The sequence below is a fragment of the Pelosinus baikalensis genome (genome assembly GCF_020819555.1).
In the GTDB taxonomy this organism is placed as follows: domain Bacteria; phylum Bacillota; class Negativicutes; order DSM-13327; family DSM-13327; genus Pelosinus; species Pelosinus baikalensis.
Window position 1 is genome coordinate 97,892 of sequence record NZ_JAJHJB010000012.1, and the last position, 19,973, is coordinate 117,864.

Annotated in this window: 15 protein-coding genes; 11 read left to right on the forward strand and 4 right to left on the reverse strand. The window is 37.6% G+C overall.

Features of this window, described 5'->3' with window-relative positions; genetic code table 11:
• The 9 genes from LMF89_RS10760 (at position 1) to LMF89_RS10800 (ending at position 13,066) form a co-directional block, all read left to right on the forward strand.
• Entirely contained in the window at positions 1-660 is a 660-nt protein-coding gene (locus LMF89_RS10760) for a potassium channel family protein (protein ID WP_229535073.1), read from the forward strand.
• Entirely contained in the window at positions 657-1,460 is an 804-nt protein-coding gene (locus LMF89_RS10765; protein WP_229535074.1) for a TrmH family RNA methyltransferase, read from the forward strand. The genes LMF89_RS10760 and LMF89_RS10765 overlap by 4 nt, the downstream gene beginning before the upstream one ends.
• Positions 1,461-1,853: 393 nt before the next feature.
• Positions 1,854-2,876, forward strand: coding sequence for a phenylalanine--tRNA ligase subunit alpha (gene pheS / locus LMF89_RS10770; RefSeq protein ID WP_007952628.1), 1,023 nt, complete (start codon positions 1,854-1,856; stop codon positions 2,874-2,876).
• 39 nt (positions 2,877-2,915) lie between these two features.
• Positions 2,916-5,351, forward strand: a complete 2,436-nt coding sequence (pheT, locus tag LMF89_RS10775) for a phenylalanine--tRNA ligase subunit beta (protein ID WP_229535075.1) — start codon at positions 2,916-2,918, stop codon at positions 5,349-5,351.
• Between the two features lie 182 nt (positions 5,352-5,533).
• The gene (locus LMF89_RS10780) at positions 5,534-6,922 is read left to right on the forward strand and encodes an amino acid permease (protein WP_229535076.1); all 1,389 of its coding nucleotides are present in this window, start codon (positions 5,534-5,536) and stop codon (positions 6,920-6,922) included.
• A gap of 149 nt (positions 6,923-7,071) precedes the next feature.
• Positions 7,072-7,326 carry a cell division protein ZapA gene (locus LMF89_RS10785; protein ID WP_007934931.1) on the forward strand — a complete coding sequence of 85 codons (255 nt, stop codon included), beginning with the start codon at positions 7,072-7,074 and terminating at the stop codon, positions 7,324-7,326.
• 66 nt (positions 7,327-7,392) lie between these two features.
• Positions 7,393-8,019: a DUF421 domain-containing protein gene (locus tag LMF89_RS10790; protein ID WP_229535077.1), complete on the forward strand. Its 627-nt coding sequence runs from the start codon at positions 7,393-7,395 to the stop codon at positions 8,017-8,019.
• Between the two features lie 133 nt (positions 8,020-8,152).
• Positions 8,153-10,660 (forward strand): U32 family peptidase, encoded by a 2,508-nt coding sequence (locus LMF89_RS10795; RefSeq protein ID WP_229535078.1) that lies wholly within the window; start codon positions 8,153-8,155, stop codon positions 10,658-10,660.
• A gap of 42 nt (positions 10,661-10,702) precedes the next feature.
• Positions 10,703-13,066, forward strand: coding sequence for an endonuclease MutS2 (locus LMF89_RS10800; protein ID WP_229535079.1), 2,364 nt, complete (start codon positions 10,703-10,705; stop codon positions 13,064-13,066).
• Between the two features lie 75 nt (positions 13,067-13,141).
• On the opposite strand, the gene LMF89_RS10805 is transcribed toward LMF89_RS10800, so the two are convergent.
• Together LMF89_RS10805 and LMF89_RS10810 are read right to left on the reverse strand one after the other, a co-directional pair.
• Positions 13,142-13,726, reverse strand: a complete 585-nt coding sequence (locus LMF89_RS10805) for a hypothetical protein (protein WP_229535080.1) — start codon at positions 13,724-13,726, stop codon at positions 13,142-13,144.
• Between the two features lie 12 nt (positions 13,727-13,738).
• Positions 13,739-14,059 carry a YbaB/EbfC family nucleoid-associated protein gene (locus tag LMF89_RS10810; protein WP_007961508.1) on the reverse strand — a complete coding sequence of 107 codons (321 nt, stop codon included), beginning with the start codon at positions 14,057-14,059 and terminating at the stop codon, positions 13,739-13,741.
• A gap of 204 nt (positions 14,060-14,263) precedes the next feature.
• On the opposite strand from LMF89_RS10810, the gene LMF89_RS10815 reads away from it, so the two are divergent.
• On the forward strand, positions 14,264-14,668 hold the full coding sequence (locus LMF89_RS10815; RefSeq protein WP_229535081.1) for a hypothetical protein: 405 nt from the start codon (positions 14,264-14,266) through the stop codon (positions 14,666-14,668).
• Between the two features lie 583 nt (positions 14,669-15,251).
• Here the strand turns inward: LMF89_RS10815 and LMF89_RS10820 are convergent.
• Positions 15,252-17,369 (reverse strand): transglycosylase domain-containing protein, encoded by a 2,118-nt coding sequence (locus tag LMF89_RS10820; protein ID WP_229535082.1) that lies wholly within the window; start codon positions 17,367-17,369, stop codon positions 15,252-15,254.
• 143 nt (positions 17,370-17,512) lie between these two features.
• Positions 17,513-18,733, reverse strand: a complete 1,221-nt coding sequence (gene tyrS / locus LMF89_RS10825) for a tyrosine--tRNA ligase (RefSeq protein WP_229535083.1) — start codon at positions 18,731-18,733, stop codon at positions 17,513-17,515.
• A gap of 336 nt (positions 18,734-19,069) precedes the next feature.
• On the opposite strand from tyrS, the gene yunB reads away from it, so the two are divergent.
• Positions 19,070-19,747: a sporulation protein YunB gene (yunB, locus tag LMF89_RS10830; protein WP_229535084.1), complete on the forward strand. Its 678-nt coding sequence runs from the start codon at positions 19,070-19,072 to the stop codon at positions 19,745-19,747.
• The last annotated feature ends 226 nt before the right edge of the window (positions 19,748-19,973 follow it).

The window sequence follows — 19,973 nt, forward strand, 5'->3', positions numbered from 1 at the left end:
ATGAAGAACAAAAAACAGTATGCTGTTATCGGATTGGGACGTTTTGGCACTAGTGTTGCGATTACTTTACATAAAATGGGTTATGAAGTATTAGCAATTGACTCAAGAGAAGAACGAGTTCAAGAATTTAGTGATGAAGTAACACATGTTGTACAAGCAGACACAACGGATGAAGATACATTATCAGCCCTAGGTATTAGAAATTTTGATGTGGTTGTTGTTGCGATTGGGGAAGATATTCAGGCTAATATTTTAACCACATTACAACTTAAAGAATTAGGGGTTCCCTATATTGTTACAAAGGCAAAAAATACATTACATGGTAAAATGCTGGAGAAAATGGGTGCTGATAGAGTTGTATATCCGGAACGGGATATGGGGCAACGTGTAGCTCATAATTTAGTATCGAGTAATGTAATGGATTATATTGAACTTTCACCGGAATTAGGAATTGTGGAAGTTCGTGTTCCCAAGGCTTTAGTAGGCAAAACACTGGCTGAAACAGATTTACGGGCAAAATTTGAAATTAATGTTGTTGCTATTAAAAGAGAAGAAGTAGTAATTGTGCCACCCTTACCAAGTGAAAAGTTTACTGAACGTGATATTTTAGTTGTTGTGGGAGGGATGAAAGGGATACAACGCTTGGAGGACCTAGCGTGAAAGAAATAATTACTAGTAGTCAGAATCGATTTATAAAAATGGCTGCTTCGCTTAAAGAAAAGAAATTTCGTGATGAGTTAGGTTTATTTAGTATTGAGGGTGTTCGGTTAGTAGAAGAGGCTGCTCAGGCAAATTGGTCAGTGGATGCGTGCGTCTATATAACGGGAGCAGAGGAAGATCAAAGGGTGCAAGAAGTGTTGTTATTATTGCAGTCCAGGAACTGCCGTATGATTGAAGTTTCAGCAGCTATATATGGAAAAATAACGGAAGTAAAGCAACCTCAAGGTATAATGGCAATTATGAAAAAACGTGAGTATAGGTTAGTTGATTGTCTTGCTAATGTAGAAAAACCGCTTTTGGTGGTGCTTGATGAAGTTCAGGACCCTGGGAATGTGGGGACTATAATTCGTACGGCTGCTGCCGCTGGTTGTACAGGAGTAATATTGACAAAAGGCTGTTCTGATGTTTTTGCTGCTAAGGCAGTAAGGGCTAGTATGGGATCTTTGTTCTATGTACCGATATTCGAGGGGCTCAGCCAAGACGAAGTAATAAATTCTTTGGATAAGTATGATATTCGTATTTTAGCAACATCTTTGGAGGATTCTACCATTTACTTTCGGACTGATTTTAATCAGTCTGTGGCTGTCGTATTTGGCAACGAGGGCAATGGTGTCAGTAGAAAGTTACTCGAGGTTGCAATAGAGCGGTTACATATTCCTTTACTGGGGTATGTGGAATCCTTAAATGTTGCAGCTTCGGCAGCTGTTATTTTATATGAAGCGGTGCGTCAGCGTCAGTAGTCTTTTATTGTAATATGGGATATAATGTGCTATAATTTTGCTGATAAGGAGCTGTTAGTGTTATATTGTTTAACTGCTCTGTAGAATTGAAGATATATAGTGAGATAAAGTTGCTATATTAAGGTAACTACAATGATAGAGAAGAGTATGTTAGTGCCAGTTTATACAGGGAGGATGCTGTCGTAGATTGAGAACAGTTCCAAAACGGTTAACAGAAGTTCGCTCTGGAGTAATCTGTGCTGAAGAAATGATTTTTGTGTAAGCCAGACGTTCCTTTCTGCGTTAAAGAAAGTTGAGTACTAATTAGGGTGGTACCGCGGGAGTAAGGCTTTCGCCCCTTGCAGGGGTGGAGTCTTTTTATTTTTATCTATAATGATGTTTTAGGAGGTACACATGGAACAAGAATTACAATCCTTAAAGCAATTGGCTTTGCTAGAGTTATCACAGGCAGATAATATGGATGCATTAAACGAGCTTAGGGTTAAATATTTAGGGAAAAAAGGGAGCTTAACTAGTGCCTTAAAGGGAATGGGAGCGTTGAGCGCCGAAGAGCGTCCGAGAATTGGACAAATTGTAAATGATATTAGGTCTGAATTAGAAAATATTATTCAAACGAAAAGTGAAGGCTTTAAGCAAGCTGATCTAGAAAAAAAGTTGGCTTCTGAGAAGATTGATGTTACGTTGCCTGGGAGAAAGGTAAATGTAGGGCATCAGCATCCTTTAACTGTAACCCTTGTACGCATAAAGGAAATATTCATGAGAATGGGTTTTGCCATAGCAGAAGGCCCAGAAGTAGAACAGGATTATTATAATTTTGAAGCACTTAATTTACCTAAAGATCACCCTGCACGGGATATGCAAGATTCTTTCTATATTACAGAAGAGTTTTTAATGCGTACTCATACTTCACCTGTACAAGTTCGTACTATGCAGGCAGCAGTACCAAATCAACCTATTCGTATTATAGCACCTGGAAAAGTATATCGTCGTGATTATGATGCAACTCATTCTCCGATGTTCCACCAAGTAGAAGGGCTAGTAATTGACAAAAATATTAGCTTTGCTGATTTAAAAGGAACTCTAGAATTGTTTATTCATGAAATTTTTGGCAAAGATGTTGGCGTGCGTTTTCGTCCTAGTTTCTTTCCTTTCACTGAGCCTAGTGCAGAAGTAGATATTTCTTGTGTTATGTGTAGTGGTGGAGGATGTCGAGTTTGCTCTGGCACTGGCTGGCTAGAAATATTAGGTGCGGGAATGGTACATCCTCGCGTACTTGAGATGAGTAAATTTGATCCAGAACAAGTGAGTGGTTTTGCTTTTGGTATGGGCGTAGAACGAATTGCAATGCTACTATATGGTATTGATGATTTACGGTTATTTTATGAGAATGATTTACGTTTCTTAAAACAGTTTTAGTAAGAAAATAATGATATACAATCTTAAAGGGGGATGGGTATGCAAGCACCAATAAAATGGCTAAAAGAGTATGTTGAATTTTCACAAACACCCGAAGTATTAGCAGAGATGCTAACAATGGCTGGTATTCCGGTGGAAGGAATTAGCTACTTAGGTAAAGATATTGAAAAGATTGTAACTGGTAAGATTCTTGAAGTAGAAAAGCATCCTAATGCTACGAAATTGTCCATCTGTAAACTAGATGTTGGAACTGAAGTTCTGGTTATTGTCACTGGAGCAAACAACATTGCAGTGGGAAATATTGTTCCGGTAGCTTTAGTTGGTGCTAAGTTACCAAGTGGGCTGGAAATTAAAGCAAGTGAATTGCGCGGTGTAATGTCGTATGGCATGTTGTGTTCTACGGCAGAACTGAATATTGACAGTAAGTTGTTGTCTGCAAAGGAAAAAGAAGGTATTTATATCTTATCTGAAGACACAGCTGTTGGTGTTGATATCAAAAAAGCGTTGGGGATGGATGATGTAGTTCTAGAATTTGAATTAACGGCAAATCGGGCAGATTGTTTTAGTGTAATTGGTTTAGCCCGAGAAGTTGCAGTTTTGACAGGCAGTACGTTAAAAAAACCAATGATTCACTTACATGAGACCGCAGCGGAAAAGTCTGCTAGTTTAGTAAAGGTTGCTATTGAAGAGCCTTCGTTATGTTCTCGTTTTGCTGCAAGGGTGTTGCAAAATGTTAAGGTTGGCCCATCACCAAAATGGCTAAAACACCGTTTGCAGGCTGTGGGAATGCGATCCATTAATAACATAGTTGATGTAACCAACTACGTTATGTTGGAAATGGGACAGCCAATGCATGCTTATGATTATAATTTGGTTTCAAAACATAGCTTGACAGTGCGAAAAGCACAATCTGGTGAAAAGATTACAACGTTAGATGGAATTAAGCGTGAACTTACTTCTGATATGTTGGTAATTGCGGATCAAGTACAAGCTGTAGGGATCGCAGGTGTAATGGGAGGGTTAGCTACAGAAGTCACTAATAATACTCAAAATGTAATATTAGAAGCAGCTTCTTTTAACGGAGTAAGTATACGCCGTACTTCAAAGGCTCTTGGTTTGCGTTCAGAAGCATCAGGAAGATTTGAAAGAGGTGTAGATACGGTTAATAGCATTCGTGCTCTAGATAGAGCAGCTAAGTTATTAGAAGATATGGGAGCATGTAAGGTATGTCCAGGACTTGTGGACAGCTATCCTACCATGGTACTGCCGCGCCAGGTTAGCTTTATCCCCCAGAAGGTAAATGCTTATCTAGGTACAGATATTAGTAAAAGTGAAATGCTGAATATTTTACGAAGTTTGGAATTTGCAATTGATACACATTCTGAAAGTGATAAAGTAATTGTAAATGTGCCTACATGGCGCAACGATGTACAGTATCAGCCTGACATATGTGAAGAAATTGCTCGAATTTATGGTTATAATAAAATCCCTACAACAACTCCTGATGGTAATATTTTACGTGGTGGGCAAGAATATGCCCAGTCGATTGTTGATGTAATAAAAACAATTTTAACAGGAGCGGGTTTGGATGAAATTATTTCTTTGAGTTTTACTCATCCGCAAGTATTGGATAAATTAAATATTGCAGATGATCATGTCCTACATCGTGCCATTCGCGTGCTGAATCCTATCACGGATGATTTTCCCATATTAAGGACTACTTTATTAGGTGGTGTATTGGAAACCATTGTCCGTAATCTTTCTAGAAAAAATGATGATATAAAAATTTATGAACTTGGGGCAGTATATTTGCCCGAAGAACTTCCTCTAGATTCGTTGCCTAAAGAGCCTTTGATGCTCTGTGGCGCATTAGTAGGTAAACGCAGTGAACTGTCTTGGAGCCAAGGCAAGGACAATGTTGATTTTTATGATGCCAAGGGTATTGTAGAGGTATTACTGGCTGGTTTAGGAATCAGTGATTATCATGTAACAACAGGTGAACATATGTCTCTGCATCCAGGAAAGACGGCAGTATTCACCAGAAATAGTAAGATATTGGCAACTGTTGGTGAACTACATCCGAAAGTGGCAGATGAATTTGATATACATCGTAAAGTGTATATATTTGAGGTTGACATCGAAGCTGTAGTGGATTGTGTAAATTTACTTGCCAAGTATGAACCATTACCTAAATTTCCGGCTATTCAAAGAGATGTAGCAGTAGTCTTGCCTTTAACTATTTCTGCTGATCAAGTAAGAGAAGCTATCATTACCAGTGGGGGGCCATTGCTTAGTGATGTTCGCTTGTTTGACGTGTACGTTGGTGAACAAGTAGCTGATGGTTCGAAAAGTCTAGCATTTTCATTAATTTATAGGGATAAGATGCGGACTCTTACAGATGAAGAAATAGATGTGTACTACAAGAAGACAATTGATCACATAGAGAATTCGTTAGCGGCTAGAATTCGTAGTTAGTACAAAATGTCTCCTCTGAAAACACGAAAAAATCTTTACCTATGACTTTACTTGTGTTATCCTGTTAACGGGATAGCTATTTAGGCGTTTATAAACGTTTAGATTTTGATAGATCTGTCCTTGTGGGCAGGTCTATTTTTTTGAGATTTTTTGTTATTTATAAAAAAGAAAGGTGGAGCTTAATGGGGATTTTTCGTACCAAAAGTATCAGCGAACTTTTACAAGGGGCTGAGAAAAAAGGCTTAAAGAAATCGTTAGGTGCAATGGATTTAACACTTCTTGGAATTGGTTGTATTATTGGTACTGGTATTTTTGTTTTAACTGGAGTAGCTGCAGCTAAATATGCTGGCCCTGCATTAGTACTTTCCTTTGTTCTTTCAGGATTGGCTTGCGCCTTTGCCGCCTTAGCCTATGCTGAGTTAGCCGCAATGGTTCCCATTTCTGGTAGTGCTTATACGTATACATACGCTGCATTGGGAGAAATTGTTGCCTGGATTGTAGGCTGGAATCTAATTTTGGAATATTCTGTAGGTTCTAGTGCTGTTGCAGCTGGATGGGCTGGCTATATGGTAGGTCTTTTAAAATCAGGTGGTATTGAGGTGTCAAAGGCCTACACTGCGGTACCAGCTGATGGCGGTATTGCAAATGTGCCAGCGATGTTAATTTCTTTCTTTTTAAGTTTGCTTTTGGTGCGCGGCACCAAGGAAAGTGCAACACTTAATAAAATTTTAGTATTGATAAAGTTGGCTGCGGTTTTTATTTTCTTAGTTTTGGCAGGTCCAAAAGTGAATGTTGCAAATTGGGATCCATTTATGCCTTTTGGCTTTTCGGGAGTAGCTGCTGGCGCTGCTATTATATTTTTTGCATACATTGGTTTTGATGCGGTAGCAACAGCAGCAGAAGAATGTCATAATCCGAATCGTGATTTGCCAATTGGTATTATTGGCTCTTTGTTAGTCTGTACTATCTTGTATATTATCGTTGCTGCTGTATTAACAGGTGTCGTACCTTATAGTGAATTAAATAATGCAGAGCCTGTGGCCTATGCATTGAGGGCGATAGGATATAATATGGGATCTGCATTAGTTGGTACAGGTGCTATATGTGGTATTACGACCGTATTACTAGTATTAATGTATGGTCAATCTCGTATTTTCTTTGCAATGTCTCGTGATGGCTTGATCCCGGCTAGTATTTCCAAAGTCCATCCTCAGTATGGAACACCCCATATTATTACAATCTTTGGTGGAATTGCGGTAGCCTTGATCGCCGGATTTACTCCTATTGGGATCATTGCTGAACTTACCAATATTGGAACTTTATTTGCTTTTGCAGTAGCTTCTGTGGGAGTCTTAGTACTGCGGTACACGAAGCCGGAATTAAGACGACCATTTCGATGCCCTGCAGTTAGTGTAATCGCTCCGTTGGCCGTTATTTCCTGTAGTTATTTAATGTATAATTTGCCTTACGAAACATGGGTGCGGTTTTTTGTATGGAGTGGAATTGGTTTTCTAGTATATTTTTTATATGGTAAAAACCACAGTTTACTTAATAAAACTGATAAGGCGTAAGATAATACAAAAAAGGCAGTTTATGATATCTCATAGCTGCCTTTTTTTGTATTAATAAAGACAAATATGTTTTCTTTGCTACATATGCAGGAAATCATATTTGTCAGGTCGAATGTAGAATTAGTAAAATAGGTATTATAGGTGACGTTATGAATGAAAAAAAACATAAAGTAACAGTTGAAATCTTTGGTGAAACCTATTGTTTAAAAAGTGATGTCAAACTTGAAAAAGTAATTGCCATTGCTGCAGAAGTCGATTCTCGTATGAAGACAATTGCACAGAAGAATTTGCGATTATCTCCAGGTAAAGTGGCTGTGCTAGCGGCACTCAATATTGCAGAGGCATATTTAGATTTAGAACAAAATTATAAACAATTGATTCGAATGGTAGAAGAAGAAAAATAACTGACGCTATCGTGCAGTATAACAGGCTTTTTGATTGTTAATACTACAATTAAAAGGAGTGATATAGTGTTTGAAACTGCCGATGTTGGTCAGATTTTATTACATATAGTGGTGTTATTTACTATAGCTCTTATCGTTGTTCGTTTAATGGGAAATCGTACAGTAGGGCAGTTGTCGCCTTTTGATTTTGTTATTATGGTAGGCATTGGTGACATCATTGTTACTGCATCTATGGACAAAGCACAGACTATACTCAGCGGCATAGAAGGATTAGTTGCTCTTTTGGCATTGCAGCAATTGATTGCTTATGTATCCTTAAAAAACCTTACTTTACGGAAGTGGGTAGAGGGTACGCCAATTACACTTGTTCAGGATGGAAAAATTTTACGAGAAAACTTTATCAAAAATCATTTCAATTACGATGATTTACGGCAAGAGCTTCATAAGCAAGGGATGGATATGACTAATTTGTCAGATATCAAATTGGCACGATTGGAAAGTTGTGGAGTTTTTACTGTTATAAGAACTCCAGAAAAAGAGCCTTTAACAAAATATGAACTTGAGTTGTATTATAAAAGTATTTTTGAGAACCCCTTAAGTCCGTTAGGTCAGAAATGGGCGAGATTCGAACAATTTATATCAGATGTACATGATGTAGCAGAGTATATAAAAAGACAAGAAAAGATTAAGTAGATAAATACTATGCCTGTATCAAGGTACACAAAGTACACACAAAGAGGGCGTGTGCCATCTTTGTGTACTTTGCGTCTTTATGTGGAGATGTTTTTATATTATAGGGCAAGGCTTTTGAAAGGAATGAATTTAAATGATAGAGTTATTAGCTCCTGTTGGTAGTCGAGAAGCTTTAATTGCAGCTGTAGAAGGTGGTGCCGATGCCGTATATTTAGCAGGAAAAATGTTTGGTGCTCGAGCTAGCGCACCTAATTTTACTGATGAGGAATTAATAGAAGCTGTAAATTTGGCTCATTTGCGTAGTGTTAAGGTTTATGTGACTGTAAATACCCTTGTTGATAATGGTGAAATACCTGCATTATCGCTTTATTTACAGTATTTGTATAGAATTGGTGTAGATGCGATTATAGTTCAAGATATTGGCGTTTTTAAAATAGCAAAACAAATTATCCCTGCGATGCCAATACATGCTAGTACACAAATGACAGTACATAATTTAGAAGGCGTAGAGCTTTTGACGGAGCTTGGCTTTCAGCGGGTAGTAGTATCACGAGAGTTATCAATGGATGATATTCAACATATTTGTAAGAATACAGCTACAGAAATTGAGGCTTTTGTTCATGGTGCATTATGCATTTCATATTCTGGTCAATGTCTAATGAGTAGTATGATTGGTGGGCGAAGTGGTAATCGTGGACGTTGCGCCCAGCCTTGTCGTTTGCCATATACCCTTGTAGATGAAAAAGGAAATGATTTACTCCTAGATGCGGATGCAGGGGAATATCTTTTAAGTCCTAAAGATTTAAACACATTGGAGTTGATACCTGAGCTTATTCAAGCAGGTGTAACCTCTTTTAAAATTGAAGGACGCATGAAAAGACCAGAATATGTAGCAGTGGTAGTTGATACGTATAGGCGAGCGATTGACGCTTGTTTGGTTAATCCAGATGCCTATGTTGTTGCAGAGCAGGAACAAAAAGAACTGGCACAAATCTTCAATCGTGAATTCACTACGGCTTACTTAAAGACTCATCAGGGACGTAAGATGATGAGTGACCGTCGTCCGAACAACCGGGGCGTGCGTATTGGCCGGGTTAGCGATTATCAGCATCAGGAACGAGTTGCAACTATAAAATTAGATGAACCTTTATATATAAATGATATTGTTGATTTTTGGGTAAAGATTGGTGGCAGGGTTAGTGTAACCGTATCATCTATGGTGGTAAATGGTCAGAAAGTGACTAGCGCTCCTGCTGGGGCAGAAGTAGCAATTCATGTGCATGCTCCTGTGCGCATAAATGATCGGGTCTTTAAAGTTTTCGATGCGGGTTTGATGGAACGAGCACGATCTTTTTTTACTGAACCAAATGCAGTGAAACGTGTAGCAGTTGATATCAAAGTAACTGTACAGGAAGGTCAACCTTTGGAAATTAGTATACAAGATAGAGATGGTTTCTGTAGTCGGGCTAGGACTTCCTTTATTGCTCAAAGAGCTATTAAAAGACCCTTAACTTCAGAAGTAATTGCCAAGCAGGTTGAACGGCTAGGATCTACGATCTTTAACGTAAATACCCTGGAATGCAATATAATTGGTGAAGTGATGGTGCCAATTAGCGAGATCAATGATGTTAGGCGCAGAGCAATTGAAGAATTAGAACAAGCTCGCTTAATGCCCTTTCAACGCGAAGATTTACCTAGAAAAAAATATGTTGCACGAGATTTTCTATCATCGAATATAATTCGGGATAAAGCTGGCGTACGACAGCCCTTATTGGTGGTAAATGCAGATACGATTGATAAAATTAAAGTGTCTTTAGAATCCGGCGCAGATTGCATTATGTTTGGCGGAGAAACCTTTGATCATAAAATGATCACTCCTGAGATATATGGACGAGCTGTAGCCATGGTACATGAATATGGTAAGCAAATTATTTTAAATACTCCTCGTATTATAAAAAAATGGCAGATGGACGAAGTGAAAAGGGAATTGGCTTTATTTGAGGAATTACAGCCAGATGCTGTTGCTATAAGCAATTTGGGGACATTGCATATTGCCAAAAAGATAACGAACCTGCCACTCCACGGTGATTATTCATTAAATATATACAATGATGTATCGATAGATTTTTTAGCTGCACAAGGTATTTCCAGTATGACCTTATCACCAGAATTAAATTTTTCCCAGATTGAAGAGCTGGCTAGCGATCAGAAGGTGGCTTTAGAATGTTTAGTTCATGGATATGTAACATTAATGGTATCGGAGTATTGTGCGATAGGAAGCTATCTTGGCAAATTAGGTACAGGAAAATGTAATCAGGCTTGTTTACGCCGTGATTATTGGTTAAATGATCGTAAAAATGAAAGATTTCCAGTGGTGACAGATCAATATTGTCGTATGCATATACTAAATGCAAAAGAATTAAGTATGTTGCCTCATGTACCTCGATTTGGTTTAATGGGAATCAAACGTATACGAATTGAGGGAAAGAAGAGTACTGCTGATCACTTGGGTAGAATAAGCAAACTCTACAGAGAACTATTGGATCAAGGAGAAGATCATCCCCTGCTTGCGCAGGATAAAATGAAAACTGTTGAACATGAAGATATCACCCGGGGACATTATTTCCGTGGTGTATTATAAAGAAATATAATTGTATATTTCTTTATTTCTAGGGGGAAATGAATGGATATATCAGTACTAAAAACATTAGAATATCATAAAATACGTGCTATGCTCGCAGATAAATGTAGTTCTGTTATGGGGCGAGAACTTGCAGAGGAATTGATACCGTCAAGTGAATTAGCTGAAGTGGAAGAAAAAATAGCAGAAACAGAGGAAGCCAGAGGAATTTTGGACGCAATGTCTAGTATACCTCTTGGTGGTATTCGTGATATTCGCACGTTGTTAAAACGTGCAGAAATAGGTTCTGTACTTGCTCCTGATGAATTGGTAGCTGTAGCAAGTACGTTATATGCATCTCGAAGAATGAAAAATTTTTTTATGGATATGCCTGTAGCATTAATCATTTTGCTTGGTTATGCTGAAAAAATCAATGTATTGCGTAATGTTGAAAATTTTATTGAAAACATTGTGAATGAACAAGGACAGATACGTGATGATGCAAGTGTTGAGCTTTTGCATGTACGGAGGGAAATACGGTTATCTCAAAGTCGTATCAAAGATAAATTAGACGGTATACTGCGCTCCAGTGAATATCAAAAATATTTTCAGGATGCATTAGTGACTGTGCGCAATGAGCGGTATGTTATACCAATTAAACAAGAATATCGCAATCATTTTCCTGGAATCATTCATGATCAATCAGCTAGTGGTGCTACAGTATTTGTTGAACCAATGGCAGTAGTAATTTTAAATAATGAAATTAAACAACTCACGTCTGCAGAAAAAAATGAAATTGAGCGAATTTTAAGATCCGCTACGGAACAAATTGCGAATGTCTCAGAGACTATTTATATGAATTGTGATATGTTAGCTAACATTGATTTTGCTTTTGCGAAGGCAAAACTTAGTCTGACCATGCAGGCGACCATGCCTATTATTAATAATAAAGGATATGTTAATCTGCGTCAGGCTAGACATCCTCTTATTGAGGCTGATGTTGTAGTTCCGATTGACATTTTTATCGGCAAGGATTTTAATACATTGCTCATTACAGGTCCAAATACAGGAGGCAAGACCGTAACGTTAAAGACGTTAGGGTTATTTGCTCTTATGACACAGGCTGGACTCTATATTCCTGTACAAAATGGTTCTGAAATCGCTGTATTCAATAATATTTTTGCCGATATTGGTGATGAGCAAAGCATTGAGCAGAGTCTGAGTACTTTTTCGGCTCATATGACTAACTTAGTGAGAATTTTAAACCAAATATCATCCGAAGATTTAGTATTAATTGATGAAATTGGTGCAGGTACTGACCCGGATGAGGGAGCTGCTTTAGCTATGTCAATATTAGAACATTTGCTGAATATTGGTGCTAAAACAATTGCTACAACTCATTATAGTGAATTAAAGACCTTCGCATATTCAAGACAAGGAATCGAAAATGCTAGTGTGGAATTTGATATACAAACATTAAGACCCACATATCGCCTTTTGATTGGTGTTCCAGGAAGCAGTAATGCCTTTGCAATTAGTAAACGTTTGGGATTATCAGATCGTATTATTGAGCAAGCTAGCCAATTTATTGATAAAGATCATGCAGAATTTGAAACCGTTTTAAATGCTTTGGAAGAGCAGAAGATCGCTTATGATAAACTCCATGAAGAGGTTATTCAGCAAGAACAAACATTGCAAATTTTAAGAGAAAAGCTTGCGACTGAGGAAAGTATATTGGCTGCAAAGAAGCATAAAATCTTGGCCAAAGCGCAAGAAGAAGCTGAATCCCTACTGCGAAAAACTCGGCGAGAAACAGAAGAAATTATAACGGAGCTAAAAGCGCAGTTTACAGCAAAGAGTAGCAGCTCGACAAGGCAAGGTATTTTTGACAAAAGTAGAAAACGTCTGCGTGACAATCTAGAAAATTTAAATGAAAATGAAGAAGATGATAACCCGTTGCCTATTGTTACTGCCAATGTCTTAATACCAGGAATGCAAGTATACATAACTACGCTGAAGCAAAAGGGGACCGTAGTATCGATTGGTACAAATGAAGTAACTGTTCAATTGGGCATTATGAAAATGAATGTTGCAATTACAGACTGCCGCTTGGTAAGCGACAACTTACCTATTAAAAAGATTGCTAAAGATAAAAATCGTGATAAAAATTTTATGAAAATCCAAGATGTCGCCAGGCAAATTGATATACGGGGTATGATGGTAGAAGAAGCAGAATATGCCTTAGGAAAGTATATTGATGATGCGATAGTAGCAGGGTTAAGTACAGTATTGGTTATCCACGGAAAAGGAACTGGAGCTCTGCGAAAAGGAGTAAGAACGTATTTGAAAAATCATCATTATGTCAGGGATATTAGCATTGGTGAATTAAATGAAGGTGGCGATGGAGTTACTGTGGTGCAGTTATAGAAAAAACAGAGTTATAAAAACTTTTTCGGTCTCCTAACTGCATAATATAAAAGTAAAGAGGTGTGAGTAGAATTCTCACACCTCTTTCTCATTTTCAAATGTAGTTTTCCAGTTTAAAGAGCGACCTAAATCCTTTTTGTCAGAGACATATGGATCTAAAGAGGGGGTTGCTATTGAGGAATTCGCTAAGGAAGAAGTGACAGCCGCCGCCGGTGGATCTTTTTTTTCTGATTTTTCCGTTTTACTTCCTTCTTGTTTATCGTTATTTCCTCCACCTCCCAAATTACCTAAAACACCTAATATAGATGAGATATTAGCGGGGTTGAGTTTTGACTTAATTTGTGGGTTATTTAGTAGAGGTAATAAAGTCATGAGCATGTCAGGAGAAGGGCCTCCTCCTCCTCCATCACCACCACCGCCCTTTGTAAGCTCTCCTAAAAGTTTATGTAATGGATTAGTAGTAGTATTATTAGTAGTAATTGCAGATGAATTTTGAATAACAGGTGCTGCCGTCAGAGGTTGGGTACGGTTTAGTATATGTAGAATACAAAGCAGTGACAAAATATGAATGAGGTTATCATAGCCGGTACCCTCATTCGCTACGTTATCAATCATGTGTGCTATGGATTGTAACAGCGTATTAGGATTTTCGTTCGGCATAAAGTGTCCTCCTTAAAATAGTCCAGGAATTTTGGGAAGATTGAGATCGCCAGTTAATTTGCACATTGCAGTTTGGTGCAGCTCGCGGGACTTGGTAAGACCGTTATTTATGGTTGCAACTAATAAGTCTTGTAATAATGTTGCATTCTCAACAGATAAATATTTTGGATTGATTTCTATTGATAATAATTCTTGTTGTCCATTAAGGGTTAATTTTATTACATCACCGCTTGAAACCTCTACACGTTGAGCTTTTAACTGATCTTGTGCATTATCAACATTTTGTTGAATTTTTTTTACCATTTCCATCATGTTACCTAAATTTTCCCACATAGAAAATCGCCTCCGCTCTAATTTTGTCCAATGAATGGTCACTCATTTTATTAAAAAATCAATTCCACAAAAAAACGAAGTCAATTATAGCATTATAATTTATGCAAAAATATAAATTTGTGTGTATCAATTAATAGCCAATTGTAAGATTGCATCATATATTAGATTAAATATCACTTATTGATTGAATAAGGGGTGAGAGTGATGCGCTTTCGGAGACATTATAAAAACTACAAGAGGTCAGTTGCGCAAGAAAGTAAGGATGTTGAAATGATGATGACTGAGGAGAAAATCGTTGAAAAAGTGAAGGATACAAAGCAAATCAAAATACAAGATGAGGAACGAGAAGATAAGAAAGTCAAGAAAGCCAGACCAGTCAATCCTATGAGTGGATTTGGCCAGATCTTAAAGAACCCTAATTTTAACTTGCAGCTCATGGTTATTTTGTTAAGTTTAACTTCCGAAGATATGCAAATGGATAGAAGGATAGATGGAATGTCGACAACCATCGACAAGGTTCGTAACATTACTGAGCTAGTTAATAGTGGTATGCAGTCAATGAAGATGGTTTCAGAATTTCCTAAAAGCATTCGACGGATATTAGAATAGAATTTAATAAAAAAACTAAGTAGGTTGAGTAACACTTTTAAAGATACCTCCATATATTGAACTAGAAGGGGGGGCAATACTTAAATAATTAAGGACAGATATTTAGGTAGCTGCTCTTTAAATGTTATATTTAAGGAGGTAATCATGTAAATGGCAAGAGGTTGTGGTTTTGGTGGAGGTCAATCTTGGTGGATTATCATTATCATCCTTTTACTCTTTTTCTTTAACAATGATGATTGTAGCTTCTCATAATATAAAATAATATCTTACTTATTCTAGCGTGTTCCTGAATTTTTAAAACGAGGTAACTCCTTTGTGATTATTCATATTCATATAGTAATAGAGCATCTATTTAAAGATTGATAATACTTCTATTATCAATAGACGGAGGAGGAATCCCTATGGCATGCGGACGTCGATTTGGTGGATTTGGTGGCGGATTCGGTAGTGTGTGGATTATTATCATTATTATCATTTTGTTGCTTTGCAATAATAATGATGACTCGTCTACTTGTTTATAGTTTATATTAATGTATATGCAGAAATATAAAAAACACGCGTAAATTACGCGTGTTTTTTATATTTAAGGATTATTTTTTTTATCTGTCTCAGTTGTTTTTTTCGGTGGTGGAGGTGGGGCGGTGTTTTTATCAGATTTGACAGGTGGAGGGGGAAGGGTTTTATCAACTGGTCGCGAGTCATCATCTTGTTGATTTGGTGTTTTCGAATTTTTACCATCGGGTGTTAATGGATTTGCAGGTTGCTTACCATCAGCAGGCTGTTCTGTAAGAACGGGAGTGGGGTTCGGTTCAATTACGACACCGTTAGGTCGAATGAAATCCCGAGATGGTATTTTTGCCAAGGCTTTTTGCATAAAAGTTTTCCAAATGGTAGCTGGAAGAGTTCCTCCCGTTATACCATTTAAATATTCGCCAGAATCATAACCTACCCATACAGATGCAACTAAATCAGGAGTAAATCCAACAAACCAAGCATCTTTATAATCATTGGTTGTGCCAGTTTTTCCGGCAGCAGGACGCCCAATATTAGCAGCTGAACCAGTACCATTATTAATGACGCCACGTAGCATATCCGTTAGAACATAAGCAGAGCGCTCGTTAACCACTGCCTTTTCCTTTGGAGTGACTTGCTCTAGCGTCTTACCATTGCGATCAATAACTTTAATGACTGTTATAGGATCTACATGTACACCTTGGTTAGCTAATACTCCATATGCACTGGCAATTTCTAAAGGCGTGACACCTCGTGTTAGACCTCCAAGGGACATTGCTAAATTACGGTCATTAATAGAACCTTGTAAGACTAACGTGGAAATCCCCATTTGTTGAGCATAGTATAATGGTTTATCAACACCTGTCTGATTGGCAATCTTAACAGTTGGCACATTGAGGGATTGTTCGAGTGCTGTACGTAAAGAAACCGATCCATGGAACTTCTCATCATAGTTCATTGGTGACCAATTACCAAAGCTGATTTTACTATCTTCAATCATAGATGAAGGAGTCATTCCTCCTTCTAAAGCAGCTAAGTAAACGAATGGTTTGAATGCTGAACCAGGCTGACGTTCAGCTAAAACTGCACGATTAAACTGATCATTGCCACGACCACCAACCATTGCTTTGATATAACCTGTACGTGGGTCAATCGCAACGAGGGCTCCTTGTGGTTGTTGCAAACCATTACTATCAGTACGTATATTAGGAAGCTTTTTCATGGCTTCTTCCGCCGCTTCCTGCATATCTAGATCTAATGTGGTATAAACTTTAAGTCCATCTTTATACACCGCATCAGCCCCATATCTGTCAATCAGATATTGCGTAACATAATCAATAAAATAGCTCGCTGTCTGGTTTGTGGTATCTGTTTGAGATGAGCGTATTGCCAAGCGAAGTTTGGCATTCTTAGCTTGTATAGCAGTTGACGAATTAATAAATTCATATTTAACCATTTGATCAAGTACTGTAGCTTGCCGTTCTGTTGCAGCTTTTAAGTTATTAAAAGGTGAATAATAATTTGGACTTTTTGGGATGCCTGCTAACATTGCACATTCTGCTAATGTTAGATCTTCAACATTTTTATTGAAATAAACAATGGATGCAGATTGTACTCCGTAAGCTCCTTGTCCAAAATATATTTGGTTTAAATAGAGTTCTAATATTTCATTTTTACTGTATTGACGTTCAATTTGTAGAGCTAGGATCGCCTCTTGTATTTTACGTTTTAATGTACGTTCTTGGGACAGTAATGCATTTTTGGCTAATTGCTGCGTAATGGTACTGCCACCTTCGGAAACGCCTCGATCGGTTATATTTGACCAGACTGCCCGCAGAATACCACGAGGATCAATACCTATGTGTTGATAAAAACGTGCATCTTCAGCAGCTACGAAGGCGTTTTGCAAATTTTTAGGGATCTTATTAATAGAAACGGGAACGCGATTTTCTACAGAATGAACCGTATTAATTAATTTCCCATTTACATCATAAATTTGTGAAGAAGCTGCAGGTCTAATCTCGTCTTTCAGACTTGGCATGGTGTGAATGCTTGCTGTTAAAAAGCCAAGTCCAGCACCTGTGATCATTACAATAAATACAATTAGTATTATAACCGTTAGTTTTGAATTACCATTTTTAGAAGAACGACGGCCATCTTTAAGGCTATCGCTTCGCTCCTTGTTCATTGGCAACCTCCTTAGTATTGAGTACGCTAATTATTATAACATAAATAATATCCTTTTTGTCTATAAGCTAAAATGACACCAATAGCTGGTGTCATTTTTATATTACTTAATCAGTAAAATAATAGAAAAGTAGCTAAACTCTTTTAGAGAGTTACAACAATGCGGTGATAATTTTTCTTACCTTTACGAATTAATAAACTTTTATTTTCAAATAGATCATCAGTGAGTATTAAGTCAATGTCGGTTACTTTCGTGTCGCCAATATAAAGACCACCTTGCTGTATCAACCTTCTTCCTTCGCTTTTAGAAGGTACTATTTCAGTAGCTGCAAGAACGTCCAGGACTTTCATGCCCATCATATTAGAGGTAATTGATACGGTTGGAACATTATCTAGTGCGCCAGCTCCGTTGAATAATGCTTCTGCTGCTTGCTGAGCTTTTTCAGCTTCCTCTGCACCGTGAATGAGCTTTGTCACTTCAAAGGCCAGTGCTTTTTTTGCAATATTAATTTCTTTATCTTTAAGGGCACCCAACTTTCGAACCTCATCCATTGGCATAAAGGTTAGAAGTGCTAGACATTTTTCTACATCCGCATCATCTATATTACGCCAGTATTGATAAAATGTATAAGGTGAGGTCTTTTCAGGATCCAGCCATAGAGCACCTTTTTCCGTTTTGCCCATTTTGCGCCCATCACTGGTGGTCAATAGGGTGAAGGTTAATCCGTATGCTGGTTTGCCTTCTTTACGTCGTATGAGAGCCGCTCCAGCCAGGATATTGGACCACTGATCATCTCCGCCCATCTGCATAGTGCAGTTATACTGACGGTTGAGCTCTAAGAAATCATAGGCCTGCATCAACATATAATTAAATTCCAAGAAGGATAATCCTTTATCTAACCGTTGTTTAAAACATTCAGCAGTTAGCATACGATTGACTGAAAAGTGTGCGCCGATATCTCTTAAAAATTCGATATAATTCAGCTTAAGAAGCCAATCTGCATTATTGACCATTAATGCTTTGCCTTCCGAGAAATCAATGAAGCGCTGCATTTGTTTTTTAAATCGTTCGCCGTTATAGACAATATCATCTTGGGTCATCATTTTGCGCATATCAGTCTTACCAGAGGGATCACCTACCATCGTCGTTCCTCCGCCAATTAAGCAGACTGGGCGATGTCCGGCCTTTTGCATGTGCGCCATTACCATCATTCCAAGAAAATGACCGACATGTAAGCTGTCAGCAGTTGGATCGAAACCAATATAGAAGGTAATTTTTTCTTTTTCGAAGAGTTCGATCATTTCATCTTCATGGGTAAGTTGTTGAATAAAGCCTCGCTCTTTGAGGATATCAAGTACAGTCATTGGTTTGAGAAGCCTCCTCATGTTTCCAAAATTATCAACAGGTAAAAATAAAAACCGCCCTGGTTAAGGACGGGTACAACCCGCGGTACCATTCAAGTTGCTAGCTAAAACAGCTTGTTTATTTTTATGTCAAATACTAACTGTAATATAGCAGGATACGCCACAAATGTCAATGTGATCCATGGCTTGCAGCTATATAAGTGAATCTTAATCAGGAATTTGATATATACAATAGATATAGCTATCAAGAACTAGGTATAAAAATATGCTAAAGAGTGGTACATCATAAGAGGAAAGGCCATATACTGAGGTATATCCTGGACTAGGAGGGTAATCATGAGATTTTCCGTAGGGAAGAGACGAAGAATGCCATCCATTGTGCTAGTGTCTATTCTACTATGCATCATTATAATAGGCACCTTCTGGATGATGGAAACACATTTAAAACCTACCTTATTGGCTATAGCCGAAACAAAAGCAACTTTCATTGCGACGCAATCCATTAACCAGGTTATTAGTGACAGGGTGAACTTAAATATTGACCCGCAAACATTAATGAATGTTACATTAGATAGTCGGGGACGTGTAGTACTTATACAGCCTAATACCATGGAGTTCAATAAAATTGCTGCAGATACTACTATTAAAGTGCAAGATAAATTAAAGGAGATTAGTGAAGAACAAATTAATATACCAATAGGACAGATTTTCGGGAGCCAATTATTAGCTAGTATGGGACCTAATATTACTGTTACTGTAATTCCTATAGGTACTGTTCAGGTAAAAGTAATTGACAAATTTGAACAAGCAGGCATTAATCAAACTAGGCATATGATATATCTTATTGCTACTACACAAATTAGAATTGTAGTACCTCTAGTTAGTAAAAGTATAAGTGTAGATACGCAAATGCCAATTGCGGAATATGTTGTTGTTGGGGATGTTCCGAATACATACGTACAATTTCCGTTCCCATTTCCCAGCAATCTAAGTGAAAATGAAAAACATGAATAAGGTATAAATTAAACAAAAAAAGAAGATAGAGCATTGACATACCTTTTTAAGATGTGATAATATAGACAAGTCATCAATTTGCAACAAAAAAGTTGACATACTTATGTAAAGGTGTTAAAATCAATGAGGTCGCTTGAAGCGGCATAATAATTATTTTAAGATCTTTATCTCATGTGTTCCTTGAAAACTAAACAATGTAAGTAAGGTTAAAATAAGCCAGATGTGC